Consider the following 14,142-nt stretch of genomic DNA (forward strand, 5'->3'; position numbering starts at 1 on the left):
TGATAAATTGTTAAAGAGCAGTGCCGCGATTTCTCAAGCGGCGCGGGATGCGTATATTACGCTTTCCGCATTCTCAGTCAAGCATTTATTTTTGCTTTTCTGAAGGTTGCCTTGAAGACCACCTCCTGAACACTTCGCTTGGTAAGCCGTTGTTCCGTGTCAGTGGAGGCGCAGTATAGGGATTTCTTTTGGGCTGACAAGCGCTAAATGCAAATTAAATTCTGAGTGCTGTTTTTTTCGTCGAAACCCCACTAAATCGCCAGTTTTTCCAGCAATGGAAAGCCATAACGCCGTAGAACCGGTGATAATTGCACCGCCTCCTCATCCATCAGCGTGCAGAATGCCATATTCTGACCAGAAGAAACGGCGTGCGGCGCTTCATGTTCTAATAACCATACTGTGCGGCGTGCAATGGCTGCACCGGAATCCACTAACCGCGTGCCTTCAGGCAGTACCATTTGCAGCTCGTCACGCAATAGAGGGAAGTGCGTACATCCCAGGACGACAGTGTCAGGTGGCTCTTTCATGCGAAGCCAGGGTTGTACAGCACGGCGCACATCAGAGAGTGCGACCTCTTCACCATGAAGTTTCGCTTCCGCCAGCTCTACCAGTTCAGCAGAGCCCAGCATTTCAATTTTGCACTCGCGCGCAAACTGCGCCACCAGCTCATGTGTATAAGGACGCTTTACTGTGCCGCGCGTCGCCAGCAACCCCACTACACCATTACGCGTGAGACGCGCCGCAGGTTTAATCGCGGGAACCACGCCGACAACAGGAAATTCGAATCGCTCACGTAGCGCAGGTAATGAGACGGTACTGGCGGAGTTACAGGCAATCACGACGAGGGCAAGTGGGTACCGTTGGGTAATCGCCTCAACCACGGCAACGACACGCTCGACAATAAAGTCTTCGGTTTTTTCGCCGTAGGGGAAACCTTCATTATCGAAGGCATACAGATAGTGAAGATCCGGCAGTAATTGCCGGACTTCATCATAGACGGAGAGCCCACCGACGCCAGAGTCAAACACCAGCACGGTGGGACGCAGATCAGAAGCTGTAGCTGGCGCTGAGGTAGTACTCCGTTCCTGGAGTTGGATAGCCATACGCTGTCTCATAATCTTTATCGAACAGGTTGGCAATTCTACCACGAACGGTGAGTTGTGATGTGACCGGATACGAGACTGCGAGATCTACAGTGCTATAGCTTGGCAAGCGACGCTGGACACTTGAATATTCATTGGTGTTGTTATCGTAACGCTTTCCGTAATACTGGTAGATAACATCAATGTCGAAATCATATACCGTCAAACCCAGCTGATATTTGGCTTGTTCACGCGCACGACGCGCTAATGTTTCACCATCTGAATCGCGACGCGCGTCTAGATAGCCAAGTGTGATCTGATGATGGATAAAACTGGTATCAAAATCAGCTGTGGCTTCAATACCTTTCAGCGTAACGGCTTTTTCATTGTAATAGCCGCCCTCAAATGTGACAGGGTCAGAAGCATAAGTGATCAGATTACTCACTTTATTATGATAAGCAGCAATACGCCAATTTACGGGACCCGTTAACCCCTCTAATGCCGCTTCCCACTGTTTGGATTTTTCAGGTGCCAAATCAGGGTTAGAACTGATGCCGTAACGTTTTAAGCCATATAACTGCCCCAATGTTGGAGCCTGAAAACCTGTGCCATATGACAGAGAAGCTTTATATCCCGGTATAAACTCCCAGCCAGCGGCAGTTTGCCATGTACCGTGACGGCCAAAATCTTCATTGTCATCACCACGGGCTGAACCTTCGAGGGTGACGGTGCCGAATTGCTGCTGTGCTGTCAAATATGCGCCGGAATTGTCTTGCTTATAGCTATCTTGATCTCGCGGAGTCAGGTATTGGCCCACAGAAGTGAGCTTCTGCTGCTGCCAGTCCAAGCCCGCACTGACCATGCCATGAGCTATCGCAAGTGTGTTACCCCATTGCAGATTACGCTGTTCCATGTCGTCAAGACTATTGGAATCCGCATATCGTCCGTCCGTACTGACATAGTTATAGATTTTGTACTTCTGGTAACTCGCGATTAGCTGCGATGAATAATCATCTTTGTTGAAGCGGAGGCCTGTATCAAAAGAATGGTTATAAATCTGCTGTTCATCCTGACCGCCAGCATATCCCGCATCATAATCCGAATTAGCGGCATAGCCGTAGCCACGAAAGAAGCCAGAAAACTCTTCATTAAACTGGTGATCGACTCCTGCCCAAAAAGCTTTGTTGCGCCAACCATCGCGATCGCGGTCAACGGGTGAGGTGGAATCCGGCTGAACGTTGTAGCCGTTAGTGGCTTGATATGAACCTGCAATAGTAAGGCGCGTCTGATCGGTAACGTTTTGATTTACGCTACCGCTGTATTCCTGATATCCCTTGGAACCGAAACCTGCGGCAAGCGTGTTCTGATTATTTGGGTTTTGCGTAATAACGTTAACAACACCACCAATGGCATCTGCACCATAAACGGCTGAGCGCGGTCCACGTATGAACTCCACACGCTGAATGATAGAGATTGGGATTTGGTTAAAATCTGCCACCCCCGTGATGCCTGGCTTAGCAAAAGGCACACCATCGACCAAAATCAAGGTATGTCGTGCTTCAGAGCCTCTTACATACATAGAAGCGCTCTGGCCAATACCACCATTCTGAGCAACATCTACACCCGGTAAACGACGAAGAACTTCAAGCAAGTTCTTCGACTGCCACTGATCTATCTCTTCACGTGTGACCACTGAGGTTGAAGCCAGCACCGATGAAACCGGCTGAGCGAAACGGTTAGCGGTGACGATTTGCGTATCATCATCCTGAGCGTAGCCATACGCAGCCCAGAGTGAAAGCGCCGTTGCACTGAAGGCACACAGCGTAGTTTTGCTTTTATTCATTGTTGTAAGCATCCAAAAGACGAAGCAGGATGCCGCAGGCCTACAACCGATAGCACGCGATAGTTGTAGTGATTGCGACGACACACCGGCAGGTCTTCGGGCTGAGAATCATAAATGGTGAAAACTTCCCATCCCGCAGGACAGTGTTTGTCGATACCATCACCATGACATTCTTTTACCGCTGCGCGTCAGCTCCAGATTCACACTGGATTCCCTTTTAACTCAAGGAGGCCGGCTGTCGCAGTCTACGGTTAAGCAGGCCGCGAATCCAGACTGCTCGCCATCATCTTTTCACAGAACTGGACATCAGCAGGTGAATGCCTACAATCGCCCGGCAAGCAGGCTTATTACCAGGATGAACGATGACACCCGAACAACTCCCAATTGAACAATACGACGCGCAACTGGCGGAAAAAGTCAGCCGTTTACAGGCGATGATGGTGCCCTTTGCCGCGCCTGACGTGGAGGTGTTCCGCTCACCGGTCAGCCACTATCGTATGCGCGCCGAATTCCGCATCTGGCATGATGGCGACGATCTGTATCACATCATATTTGATCAAGAGACCAAGCAGCGCATCCGTGTGGATCAATTCCCAGCGGCGAGCGAATTGATCAATCAGTTGATGCCAAAACTGATCGACGCGATCCGCGATAACCCGGTGCTGCGTTTCAAGCTGTTCCAGATCGACTACCTGTCGACCATGAGCAATCAGATTGTGATCTCGCTGCTTTACCACCGCAAGCTGGAAGCGGAGTGGACAGAAGCCGCCACGATACTGCGTGACAAGCTGCGTGCCGAAGGTATTGATGTGCAGCTGATTGGTCGTGCGACCAAAACCAAAATCTGCCTCGATCGCGATTACGTTGATGAATGCCTGCCTGTAGCGGGCAAAGAGATGATTTACCGTCAGGTAGAGAACAGCTTCACTCAGCCTAATGCGGCAATGAACATTCAAATGCTGGAATGGGCGCTGGATGTGACCAAAGGTTCGCGTGGTGACCTACTGGAACTTTACTGCGGCAACGGCAACTTCTCGTTGGCGCTGGCGCGCAACTTCCATCGTGTACTGGCAACCGAGATCGCCAAGCCATCTGTGGCCTCAGCGCAGTACAACATTGCCGCCAACCATATCGATAACGTGCAGATTATCCGCATGGCGGCGGAAGAGTTTACGCAGGCGATGAATGGCGTACGCAGCTTTAATCGTTTGGAAGGGATCGACCTGAAGAGCTATCAGTGCGAGACCATCTTTGTCGACCCACCACGCAGTGGACTCGATGAGGAAACGGTGAAGATGGTGCAGGCGTATCCGCGCATTCTTTATATCTCCTGCAATCCGCAAACCCTGTGCGATAACCTCGCCACACTAGGTCAAACACATGACGTGTCGCGGCTGGCGCTGTTTGACCAGTTCCCCTACACCCATCATATGGAATGCGGTGTCTGGCTCACGCGTAAAGCGTAAAACAAAACGGGAACCCTGCGGTTCCCGTTGTTGTATTTAGCTCTTGTTCCTGGCGCGGCGGAAGCGCGTGGCAATCCAGAACACCAGTGCCACCATCAGGATGGTCGGAATGAAGTTGGAACCGATATCCGGATATTCAGCGCGAACCAGCGCGCTGTACACCAAAATACCCAATAGGAAAAACGCCGCAGCCAGTGAAGGCATGCCATCGGGCATGTTGCGGTTAAGGTAACGCTGATGCAGACACCAGGCCGCGAGGCCAAGGGCGATCAGCGGAAATATCGAAAAAGGCACAAACGTACTGAACAGCACCGAAAAGGAGCCGTTGATCGCTAAACCGGTGATAAAAGCCAGTAACAGGGTTCCTTTATCGCGAGGGTTTTGCTCAATCATTTCATTATCCTTATCACATTACTCTTCGGGTTTTTCCAGGGTAACCGCCAGACGTTCCTGCTCCCGGCGATACCAGTAATAAGCGCCTTTAGCGATCATACGCAATTGCAGCACCAGGCGATCTTCCAGCTTGCGACGCTGTTCGATATCCACATCCAGCGCTTCCGCACCGGCGCTGAACACGATTGTCACCATGGCTTCGGCTTGCGCTTCGGTAAAGCTGCGCGGCATGCGATTTTCCAGCTCAAGGTAATCAGCGAGCTCAGCAATAAAGTGCTGAATCTCTCGCGCAACTGCGGCACGGAACGCGGCCGATGTTCCGGAGCGCTCGCGTAGTAAGAGACGAAAAGCGTTGGGATTGTTCCCGATAAATTCCATAAATGTGGAAACGGAGGTCTTGATGATGCTGCCGCCTTTGGCAATGCGCTGGCGTGCCTGACGCATCAACTGGCGTAACATCAGGCCACTTTCGTCGACCATGGTCAGACCCAGTTCATCCACATCTTTAAAGTGACGATAAAACGAGGTCGGTGCAATCCCGGCTTCACGCGCAACTTCACGCAAACTCAGGCTGGCAAAACTCCTTTCTGCACTTAACTGACTGAAGGCTGCTTCAATCAGCGTACGTCTTGTACGTTCTTTCTGTTGCGCCCTGACGCCCATTTTCCCGGCCTTTTGAGTGATCTGGAAGGCACTATAACAAACTTTTCAGCGTACAGTGGCGCAAAGTTTGTGACCGCCTGTGTACCTCACGCTTTGTCAAAACTGGGGATTTTTCGCTGTTAGAATTCAGATGTGCGCGGTGAGATGTTAGAATCTCGTTGTAAAAATGTGATAGAAAAATAGGACGTACTGGTATGCAAAAGTCTTACGATTACGATGCCATTGTGATTGGCTCAGGTCCAGGCGGCGAAGGTGCGGCAATGGGCCTGGTGAAGCAGGGAGCGCGCATTGCAGTGATCGAACGCTACCATAATATCGGCGGCGGTTGTACTCACTGGGGGACCATCCCCTCCAAAGCTCTACGTCACGCTGTCAGCCGTATTATCGAGTTCAATCAAAACCCTCTTTATAGCGATCACACCCGACTCCTGCGCTCCTCATTTGCTGACATTCTGAATCACACCGAAAACGTTATCAGTCAGCAAACAGCCATGCGGCAGGGATTTTACGAACGCAACCGATGTGAGATTTATCAGGGCGATGCCCATTTTGTTGATGCCAACACTATCGAAGTTGAACAGCCCGATGGCACCCGCGAACGCCTAACCGCAGAAAAATTCGTGATTGCGTGCGGTTCACGTCCTTATCATCCTGCCGACGTCGACTTTACGCACCCACGCATTTACGACTCCGACTCCATCCTCAACCTGCATCATGAACCTGGCCATGTGATCATCTACGGTGCCGGTGTGATTGGTTGTGAATACGCGTCGATTTTCCGTGGCCTGAACGTCAAAGTTGATTTGATTAACACGCGCGATCGTTTGCTGGCGTTCCTCGATCAGGAAATGTCAGATTCGCTCTCCTACCACTTCTGGAACAGCGGCGTGGTGATTCGTCACAACGAAGAGTTTGAGAAGATTGAAGGTGTGAGTGACGGCGTGATCATGCACCTGAAGTCAGGCAAAAAAGTGAAAGCGGATTGCCTGCTGTACGCTAACGGTCGTACCGGTAACACGGATTCACTGGCGCTGGAAAATGTCGGGTTAGAAGCCGATGGTCGTGGTCTGCTGAAAGTGAATAGCATGTACCAGACTGCGCAACCACACATCTATGCCGTTGGCGACGTGATTGGTTACCCGAGTCTGGCTTCCGCCGCTTACGATCAGGGCCGTATTGCCGCGCAGGCGATCATTAAAGGTGAAGCCACTGCACATCTGATCGAAGATATTCCCACCGGGATTTATACCATTCCGGAAATCAGCTCAGTGGGTAAAACCGAGCAGCAGTTAACCGCGATGAAAGTGCCTTACGAAGTGGGTCGTGCGCAGTTTAAACATCTGGCTCGTGCGCAGATTGTGGGGATGCACGTGGGCAGCCTGAAGATTCTGTTCCATCGTGAAACCAAAGAGATTTTGGGCATTCACTGCTTTGGCGAGCGTGCAGCAGAAATTATTCACATCGGGCAAGCCATCATGGAGCAGAAGAACGGCGGCAACACGATTGAGTATTTCGTGAATACCACCTTCAACTATCCGACAATGGCCGAGGCCTATCGCGTTGCGGCGCTCAACGGCTTAAACCGCCTGTTTTAACGACGTATCCAGATAACCCTGCATATGGGTTTTGATTGCTTCTGCCAGCTGCTCATAGCGGCTGCGCAGAGGTGATCCTGGACGATATACCAGAGCAATCGTGCGTTGTGGCACCGGCTTGTAGCACGGCAAATAGCACACGCCATCTCGCACACGCTCATTCGGCACCGCCAGCGATGGCAGCAAAGTAATGCCGCTTCCTGCCGCGACCATGTTGCGTAGCGTTTCCAGGCTGGTTGCGCGGAAATGGGTGTCTTCATCCGCACCGGCTTCAAAGCAGAAGCCCATGGCTTGATCGCGCAAGCAGTGGCCATCTTCCAGCATCAGCAGCTTTTCACCCGCCAGATCAGACATCGGCACACGATCGCGATCGTGCCATGGATGATCCTTGTAGATCGCCAGCTTCATCGGCTCGTCAAACAGCGGCACCTCAATAAAGGCTTCACTCTCTTTCACCAGCGCCAGAATGGCACAATCCAGTTTGCCGCTATCGAGCTGTGCCAGCAGTTGCTGCGTCTGCGCTTCATGCAGGTACATTTCGAGTTTGGGGAAAGTCTGGTGCAGCATTGGGATGATTTGCGGCAACAAATACGGGCCCGTTGTCGGAATCAGGCCAATATGCAGCGGACCGGACATCGCCTCGCCCTGCTGACTCGCCATTTCCTTCAGCACTTTCACTTCGCGCAGCACGGTTCGCGCCTGATCCACCAGCAACAATCCAGCCTGGGTAAATAATACCTTCCGGCTGGTTCGCTCCAGCAGCATCACACCGAGCTCATCTTCCAGCTTACGAATCTGCCCGCTTAAGGTAGGTTGGCTGACATGACAAGCATCAGCTGCACGCCGGAAATGGCGATGCTCCGCAAGCGAAACCAGATACTCCAGATCACGAATGTTCATTGATTTCCTCCAAACCACGATAGCCCGTGGCGATAGATAGAATAGCAATGAACGATTAGCCCTATCAAGCGATGAACAGGAATAATACCGGCCATAGCAAGCAATGTTGAAAATGAAGTTGAGATGACATCGAGCATCACCTGCGATGAGCTCGAAAAATCATAGTGTTGGCCGGGAGTGCCAGCCCTTGATGATGTGCCTATAACAATATGTATTTCTGAAGCTAGAGGTTGGCGGGCTACCGAAAAGGAGCCCGCTCTTTTTTTATGCCAAACGCTTTTTCGCTTCAGCGATGGCAAATGCGACTTGCTGAGGCGACACACCGCCCTGTGCATTACGCTTGTCGAGGCAGGATTGCAGCGACAGAATCGGATAGACGTCATCCTCAATCACCGCACTGAACTGCTTCAATTGCGCCAGGCTTAACGCTTCCAGCGCCACGCCCTGCTTGATCGCTTCAACCACGGTTTCACCGACAATGTGGTGCGCTTCACGGAACGGAACGCCTTTGGCCACCAGATAGTCCGCCAGTTCAGTGGAGTTGGCGTAACCCTGCTCGGCCGCTTCCTGACAACGTGGGCGTTTCACCTGAATGCCGTCCAGCACCAGTATCGACATGTGCAGACAATCAACCCAGGTATCGAGTGCATCGAACAGGCCTTCTTTGTCTTCCTGCATGTCTTTGTTGTAGGCGAGCGGCAAGCCTTTCAGTGTCATCATCATGCCGGTCAGTGAGCCTTGTACACGGCCACATTTGCCGCGAATCAGTTCCAGTGCATCCGGGTTCTTTTTCTGCGGCATCAGTGATGAGCCTGACGTTACTTTGTCAGACAGCTCAAGGAAGCCCGCTTCGCCAGTGTTGAAGAAAATCAGGTCTTCTGCGAAACGTGAAAGGTGAATCATGCCGATTGAGGCATCCGACAGCAGCTCCAGCACGTGGTCACGATCAGACACGGTATCGAGGCTGTTGCGTGTGGCAGATGCGAAGCCTAACCAACCCGCCAGCTGCTGGCGATCGATTTCATACGCGGTACCGGCCAGTGCGCCACAGCCCAGCGGGCTCACGTCTAAGCGCTTCAGCGTATCCTGCAGACGGCTTTCATCACGCGCCAGCATTTCTACATAGGCGAGGCACCAGTGTGCAAAAGTCACCGGCTGCGCACGCTGCAGGTGCGTATAGCCTGGCATCACTGCGTCTTGGTTGGCTTCTGCCGTCGCGACCAAGGCCGATTGCAGCTCACGCGTCGCATCCAGTAATACTGCAACCTGCTCTTTGCACCACAGTTTCAGATCGGTAGCCACCTGGTCGTTACGGCTACGGCCGGTGTGCAGTTTTTTGCCCAGGGCACCCACTTTGTCGATCAGCTTGCCCTCGACCCAGCTATGGATATCTTCGGCATCGCTTTGCAGAATCTGTTCTGGATTGGCGCGCACTTCTGCCAGCAGTTCATTCAATGCGACGTCCAGTTGCTGCTGCTCTTCGCTGCTCAGCACATTGACGGTGACCAGCGCTTTCGACCACGCTATCGAACCGGTGATGTCCTGCTCCGCCAGACGATAGTCAAAACGCAGTGAGTCATTAAACTGTTTGAACCGTTGGTCTGCTGCCTGCGAAAAACGTCCGCCCCAAAGTGCCATCTCTCATACTCCTGAATTCTGTTAAAGAAAGGGCGGCCCGAAGCCGCCCTTGCAAAATGTGTTATCTGCTGCGGTGTTACTTCTTCTGCTCGTTCAGTGCACGAATGCGTGAAGAGAGAGAGAACAGACGGATGAAGCCGCCCGCGTGGCTGTGATCGTACACTTCGTCTTCGCCGAAGGTGGCGAACTCTTCAGAGTACAGGCTGTTCGCCGAGGTTTTCTGAATCGCAGTGGCGTGGCCTTTATACAGCTGCAGGACCACTTCGCCATTCACCTCTTCTGCCAGGGATTCGGCAGCAGCCTGGATAGATTTACGCAGCGGTGCAAACCAGCGACCGTCGTAAACCACGTATGACATTTCGTGGCCCAGCTGCTCACGCCATTTGAAGCTATCACGATCCAGTACCAGCTGCTCAACCGCACGCAGCGCGTTGACCATAATGGTGCCGCCAGGGGTTTCATAGCAGCCACGAGATTTGATACCGACCAGACGGTTTTCCACGATGTCGATACGACCCACACCGTGTTTTGCGCCCAGCACGTTCAGTTTTTCCAGACACTGGAACGGGCTCAGCTTCTCGCCATTTACCGCCACCACACGACCTTTCTCAACGGTCACGGTGACGTTCTCTGGCTGATCTGGCGCTTCCAGTGGATCTACGGTCCACACCCAGCAATCTTTGTTCGGTGCATTCGCTGGGCTTTCCAGCACGCCACCTTCAGTAGAGATGTGCCACGCGTTCTCATCACGGCTGTAGATTTTTTCCAGTGATGCCGTAGTTGGGATGTTACGCACTTTCAGGTAATCCAGCAGCGCTTCACGTGAACGCAGATCCCACTCACGCCATGGCGCAACCACTTTCAGCTGTGGCGCCAGTGCAGTGTAGGTGGTTTCGAAACGCACCTGGTCGTTACCTTTACCGGTCGCACCGTGGCACAGTGCGTCTGCACCCACTTTCAGTGCCAGTTCAACCTGCGCTTTCGCGATGATAGGACGAGCCATTGAGGTGCCCAGCAGGTAAGTGCCTTCGTACAGCGCACCGGTTTGCAGCACGGGATAAACGTATTCGCTGATGAACTCTTCACGCAGGTCAGCAACGTGACACTCAGATGCACCAGACTGCAGCGCCTTCTTCTCAACGCCTTCCAGATCGGCTGGGTCCTGGCCAATGTTGGCCACGAATGCCACCACTTCACAACCGCCGTAATTCTCTTTCAACCATGGAATGATGGCCGAAGTATCCAGACCGCCAGAATAGGCCAGAACGATTTTTTTGATGTTTTGCGTGCTCATGTCTTAAATCCTTGATTATGCGAGAATCCGGGTGCCAATCGACACGCCGTTGAAAAGGGTTGGCAGCTGTTCAGCATGGCGCCAGCTGGCGATATCAACCGGACGACCTAAAGTACGTGCGGCATCGAGTGCCGCGTTCACTTTAACGATCATGCCATCAGTAATAATGCCCTGATCGATCAGCTGCTGTGCTTTCTCGGCCGTCATCTCTTCGATGCGTTGACCTTTGCCATCGAGAATACCGCTGACATCTGAAAGCAGTACTAAATCAGCACCAATAGTCGCAGCCAGCGCGGTCGCCGCCTGGTCAGCGTTGACGTTCATCAGATCGCCGCCGTCAGTAATACCGATGGAGCTGATCACCGGCATATAGCCCGCGCTCAACAAGGTATTTACCAGCGCTGGATTACCTGGCGTCGCGTTGCCCACATGGCCAAGTTCCTCGTCGAACTGCGCCACGTTCACCAGCCCCGCATCACCGAGGCATAAGCCAACGGCACCAATGCCATACTTCTTCGCCCAGGCCAGCAAGGTCTTGTTCGCTGTACCCGCCAGGGCACCAGTAATAATGTCAATCTGATCGGCTGGCGTCACGCGCAAACCGTTCTTCTTTTTCACTGGCAGAGCGAGCTTCTTCATCAGCTCGTCAACCAGGCAGCCGCCGCCGTGCACAATGATCAGCGGACGCTGATGTTCATTGCGGTAGGCCAGCAGCGCATCAAACAAGCGGGCCAGCGCTTCTTCGCTATCCAGCAGCACGCCGCCCAGTTTAATGATTAATGGATTCATGGCAGTTTCCGTCCGTTAAATCAGTGACAGCGTTTCGGGGAAGCCGAAACGAATGTTTAAGCATTGAACCGCCTGCGAAGAGGCGCCTTTCAACAGGTTATCTTCAGCAGCCACCACAATCAGATGTTCGCCTTGCATGGCAAAACCGATATCGCAGAACGGTAAACCGACAACTGCTTTCAGCGCCGGCACACCTTTTTCATACACGCGAACCAAGGGTTTGTCGTGATACGCCTTGTGGAAGGCATCCGCCACATCCTGCTGCGTCACGCCTGCTTTCAGGCGGCAGGTGGTGGTCGAAAGAATTCCGCGCGGGAAGCTGCCCAGATGCGGGGTGAAGATCACGGGCGTACCGAGGTGTGCCACGATTTCAGGATGATGACGATGGTTGAACAAGCCATACGGCTGCAGGCTCACTTCGCAGAAGCTGGTGCCGACGTTGGCTTTACGCCCCGCCCCGCTCACACCACTGGTAGCATTGATCACCGGCCATTGTGCATCGTTAAGCAGTCCCGCTTCGACCAGTGGTTTTAACGACAGCTGCGCCGCCGTGGGATAACAACCGGGTACCGCCACCAGCTGCGCATCTTTGATTTTTTCATGCTGCCATTCGGCCAGGCCGTATACGGCTTTATCCAGCCAATCCTGATGCTGATGGCTGAAACCATAATATTGAGTATAGAAAGCATCATCGTTGACACGGAACGCACCGGAAAGGTCGAACACCACACAGCCTGCTTTGAGGAATTCGGGTGCCAGATCGTGGCTGACTTCATGCGCGGTCGCGAGGAATACCACATCGACTTTGTCTGCCCACTCGGAAGCCTCACTCAGCGGCTGCAGCGGCAAATCGACAATGCCTTTCAGCTGCGGATGCAGATCGGAGAGTAATTTTCCGGCGTCCGGGCTTTGCGCTGAAACCGCCAAAGCGGTTATGTTCATATGCGGATGGCGATTCAGGTAAGTGGCAAGCTCTACGCCAGCATAACCACTGGCACCAACGATCAGCGTATTCAACATCAGGCTGTAACCCTTTTTACAGTCACTCATTCCGGGTCGCGGCTTTGCCCCGTTGCCCACGATGCCGTTTGCAGATGATTTTACTCTTCACTTGCAAGCGACGTTATTGTATTTTTATTCACTATTAATGCATGAATATTGATACATCCTAACCCAAGGACCGTCAACAGTGAAGACAAAATTACCACCTTTTATCGAACTCTACCGCCAGCTGATTGCCACACCATCGATCAGCGCCACCGACAGCGCGCTGGATCAGAGCAATGAAACTTTAATCAATTTGCTGGCGGGCTGGTTCCGCGATTTAGGCTTCAGTGTTGAAGTCCAGCCAGTCCCGGGGACGCGTCATAAATTCAACATGCTGGCACGCAGCGGCTTGGGTGCGGGTGGCCTGCTGCTGGCCGGTCATACGGACACCGTTCCGTATGATGATGGCCGCTGGACGCGCGATCCTTTCACCCTAACCGAGCACGACAACAAGCTGTACGGTTTGGGTACCGCAGATATGAAAGGTTTCTTTGCTTTTATTCTGGATGCCCTGCGTGACGTTGACGTGACCAAACTGAGCAAGCCACTGTACATCCTCGCCACCGCCGATGAAGAAACCACCATGGCCGGTGCAAAGTACTTTTCCGAATCCACTCAGCTGCGTCCGGATTGCGCCATCATTGGTGAGCCGACCTCACTGAAGCCCGTGCGCGCGCACAAAGGCCATCTGTCAAACGTGATTCGTATTCAGGGTCAGTCAGGCCACTCCAGCGATCCTTCACGCGGTGTGAACGCCATTGAGCTGATGCACGAATCCATTACCCAGCTGATGCAACTGCGCAATACCCTGAAAAATCGCTATAACCACGATGGATTTGCGATTCCTTATCCGACCATGAACTTTGGTCACATTCACGGTGGCGATGCTGCAAACCGTATCTGCGCCTGCTGCGAATTGCACATGGATATTCGCCCGCTGCCGGGCTTAACTCTGAGCGATTTGGATGGCTTGCTGAATGAAGCATTGGCGCCAGTGAGCGAACGCTGGCCGGGGCGTTTGACGGTAGGTGAACTGCATCCGCCGATTCCTGGCTACGAATGCCCCGCCGATCATGAGCTGGTAAAAGTGGTGGAGAAACTGCTGGGTGTGCCGACTGAAGTGGTGAACTATTGCACCGAAGCGCCATTTATCCAGCAATTGTGTCCAACGCTGGTTTTAGGCCCGGGATCGATCAATCAGGCCCACCAGCCAGATGAATTTATCGATACCGCATTTATTAAGCCAACTCATGCGCTTATCACGCAGGTTGTTCAGCATTTTTGTCACTGATTAACAATAGATGGGGCAATTCACTGTTAAAACAGTAAATTGCCCGGTCATTGTTCGGGATTTGATAATAAGAATAACTTATCTCGCTTCCCCTCAAGTTAATTCTATGAATTTCCGGTAGTTAGCAGCGAATTATCGTCA

General features: G+C 52.6%; 12 protein-coding genes and 1 riboswitch. Of the genes, 3 read left to right on the forward strand and 9 right to left on the reverse strand.

Annotation, left to right across the window (positions count from 1 at the left end; all coding sequences use genetic code 11):
- Positions 1–251: 251 nt before the first annotated feature.
- Both murI and btuB read right to left on the reverse strand, forming a co-directional pair.
- Positions 252–1,103 carry a glutamate racemase gene (gene murI / locus VI01_RS14125; protein WP_045815692.1) on the reverse strand — a complete coding sequence of 284 codons (852 nt, stop codon included), beginning with the start codon at positions 1,101–1,103 and terminating at the stop codon, positions 252–254.
- Positions 1,048–2,925, reverse strand: a complete 1,878-nt coding sequence (btuB, locus tag VI01_RS14130; RefSeq protein ID WP_045815693.1) for a TonB-dependent vitamin B12 receptor BtuB — start codon at positions 2,923–2,925, stop codon at positions 1,048–1,050. The genes murI and btuB overlap by 56 nt, the downstream gene beginning before the upstream one ends.
- A 69-nt stretch (positions 2,926–2,994) precedes the next feature.
- Positions 2,995–3,176: riboswitch (cobalamin riboswitch) on the reverse strand.
- Positions 3,177–3,287: 111 nt separating this feature from the next.
- On the opposite strand from btuB, the gene trmA reads away from it, so the two are divergent.
- The gene (gene trmA, locus VI01_RS14135) at positions 3,288–4,391 is read left to right on the forward strand and encodes a tRNA (uridine(54)-C5)-methyltransferase TrmA (RefSeq protein WP_045815694.1); all 1,104 of its coding nucleotides are present in this window, start codon (positions 3,288–3,290) and stop codon (positions 4,389–4,391) included.
- Positions 4,392–4,427: 36 nt separating this feature from the next.
- On the opposite strand, the gene VI01_RS14140 is transcribed toward trmA, so the two are convergent.
- The gene (locus tag VI01_RS14140; RefSeq protein WP_034823705.1) at positions 4,428–4,784 is read right to left on the reverse strand and encodes a YijD family membrane protein; all 357 of its coding nucleotides are present in this window, start codon (positions 4,782–4,784) and stop codon (positions 4,428–4,430) included.
- Positions 4,785–4,802: 18 nt separating this feature from the next.
- A complete protein-coding gene (gene fabR, locus VI01_RS14145) occupies positions 4,803–5,447 on the reverse strand; it encodes an HTH-type transcriptional repressor FabR (protein WP_034823706.1) in 645 nt (214 codons plus the stop codon).
- Positions 5,448–5,641: 194 nt separating this feature from the next.
- Between fabR and sthA the strand changes: the two genes are divergently transcribed.
- Positions 5,642–7,042, forward strand: coding sequence for a Si-specific NAD(P)(+) transhydrogenase (gene sthA / locus VI01_RS14150; RefSeq protein ID WP_038644114.1), 1,401 nt, complete (start codon positions 5,642–5,644; stop codon positions 7,040–7,042).
- Here sthA and oxyR read toward each other — a convergent pair.
- From oxyR to argC, 5 genes are all read right to left on the reverse strand, one after another.
- A complete protein-coding gene (gene oxyR / locus VI01_RS14155; protein WP_034823715.1) occupies positions 7,025–7,942 on the reverse strand; it encodes a DNA-binding transcriptional regulator OxyR in 918 nt (305 codons plus the stop codon). The two genes, sthA and oxyR, sit on opposite strands and share 18 nt — an antisense overlap.
- A 264-nt stretch (positions 7,943–8,206) precedes the next feature.
- A complete protein-coding gene (argH, locus tag VI01_RS14160; protein ID WP_045815695.1) occupies positions 8,207–9,580 on the reverse strand; it encodes an argininosuccinate lyase in 1,374 nt (457 codons plus the stop codon).
- A 76-nt stretch (positions 9,581–9,656) separates the two neighbouring features.
- Positions 9,657–10,874, reverse strand: a complete 1,218-nt coding sequence (locus VI01_RS14165) for an argininosuccinate synthase (RefSeq protein WP_038644110.1) — start codon at positions 10,872–10,874, stop codon at positions 9,657–9,659.
- A 15-nt stretch (positions 10,875–10,889) separates the two neighbouring features.
- Entirely contained in the window at positions 10,890–11,663 is a 774-nt protein-coding gene (argB, locus tag VI01_RS14170; RefSeq protein ID WP_038644108.1) for an acetylglutamate kinase, read from the reverse strand.
- A 15-nt stretch (positions 11,664–11,678) separates the two neighbouring features.
- Positions 11,679–12,683, reverse strand: a complete 1,005-nt coding sequence (gene argC, locus VI01_RS14175; protein ID WP_045815742.1) for an N-acetyl-gamma-glutamyl-phosphate reductase — start codon at positions 12,681–12,683, stop codon at positions 11,679–11,681.
- 169 nt (positions 12,684–12,852) lie between these two features.
- Here argC and argE point away from each other — a divergent pair, with 169 nt between their 5' ends.
- Positions 12,853–14,001, forward strand: a complete 1,149-nt coding sequence (argE, locus tag VI01_RS14180) for an acetylornithine deacetylase (RefSeq protein ID WP_045815696.1) — start codon at positions 12,853–12,855, stop codon at positions 13,999–14,001.
- The last annotated feature ends 141 nt before the right edge of the window (positions 14,002–14,142 follow it).

The sequence above is a fragment of the Pantoea sp. SM3 genome (assembly GCF_000963995.1).
GTDB lineage: Bacteria > Pseudomonadota > Gammaproteobacteria > Enterobacterales > Enterobacteriaceae > Pantoea > Pantoea rwandensis_B.

What these genes read in the sequence shown, in the direction of transcription:
- murI (WP_045815692.1), bottom strand. Translation starts at nt 1,103, where the DNA reads ATGGCTATCCAACTCCAGGAACGGAGTACTACCTCAGCGCCAGCTACA.
- btuB (WP_045815693.1), bottom strand. Translation starts at nt 2,925, where the DNA reads ATGAATAAAAGCAAAACTACGCTGTGTGCCTTCAGTGCAACGGCGCTT.
- trmA (WP_045815694.1), top strand. Translation starts at nt 3,288, where the DNA reads ATGACACCCGAACAACTCCCAATTGAACAATACGACGCGCAACTGGCG.
- VI01_RS14140 (WP_034823705.1), bottom strand. Translation starts at nt 4,784, where the DNA reads ATGATTGAGCAAAACCCTCGCGATAAAGGAACCCTGTTACTGGCTTTT.
- fabR (WP_034823706.1), bottom strand. Translation starts at nt 5,447, where the DNA reads ATGGGCGTCAGGGCGCAACAGAAAGAACGTACAAGACGTACGCTGATT.
- sthA (WP_038644114.1), top strand. Translation starts at nt 5,642, where the DNA reads ATGCAAAAGTCTTACGATTACGATGCCATTGTGATTGGCTCAGGTCCA.
- oxyR (WP_034823715.1), bottom strand. Translation starts at nt 7,942, where the DNA reads ATGAACATTCGTGATCTGGAGTATCTGGTTTCGCTTGCGGAGCATCGC.
- argH (WP_045815695.1), bottom strand. Translation starts at nt 9,580, where the DNA reads ATGGCACTTTGGGGCGGACGTTTTTCGCAGGCAGCAGACCAACGGTTC.
- VI01_RS14165 (WP_038644110.1), bottom strand. Translation starts at nt 10,874, where the DNA reads ATGAGCACGCAAAACATCAAAAAAATCGTTCTGGCCTATTCTGGCGGT.
- argB (WP_038644108.1), bottom strand. Translation starts at nt 11,663, where the DNA reads ATGAATCCATTAATCATTAAACTGGGCGGCGTGCTGCTGGATAGCGAA.
- argC (WP_045815742.1), bottom strand. Translation starts at nt 12,683, where the DNA reads ATGTTGAATACGCTGATCGTTGGTGCCAGTGGTTATGCTGGCGTAGAG.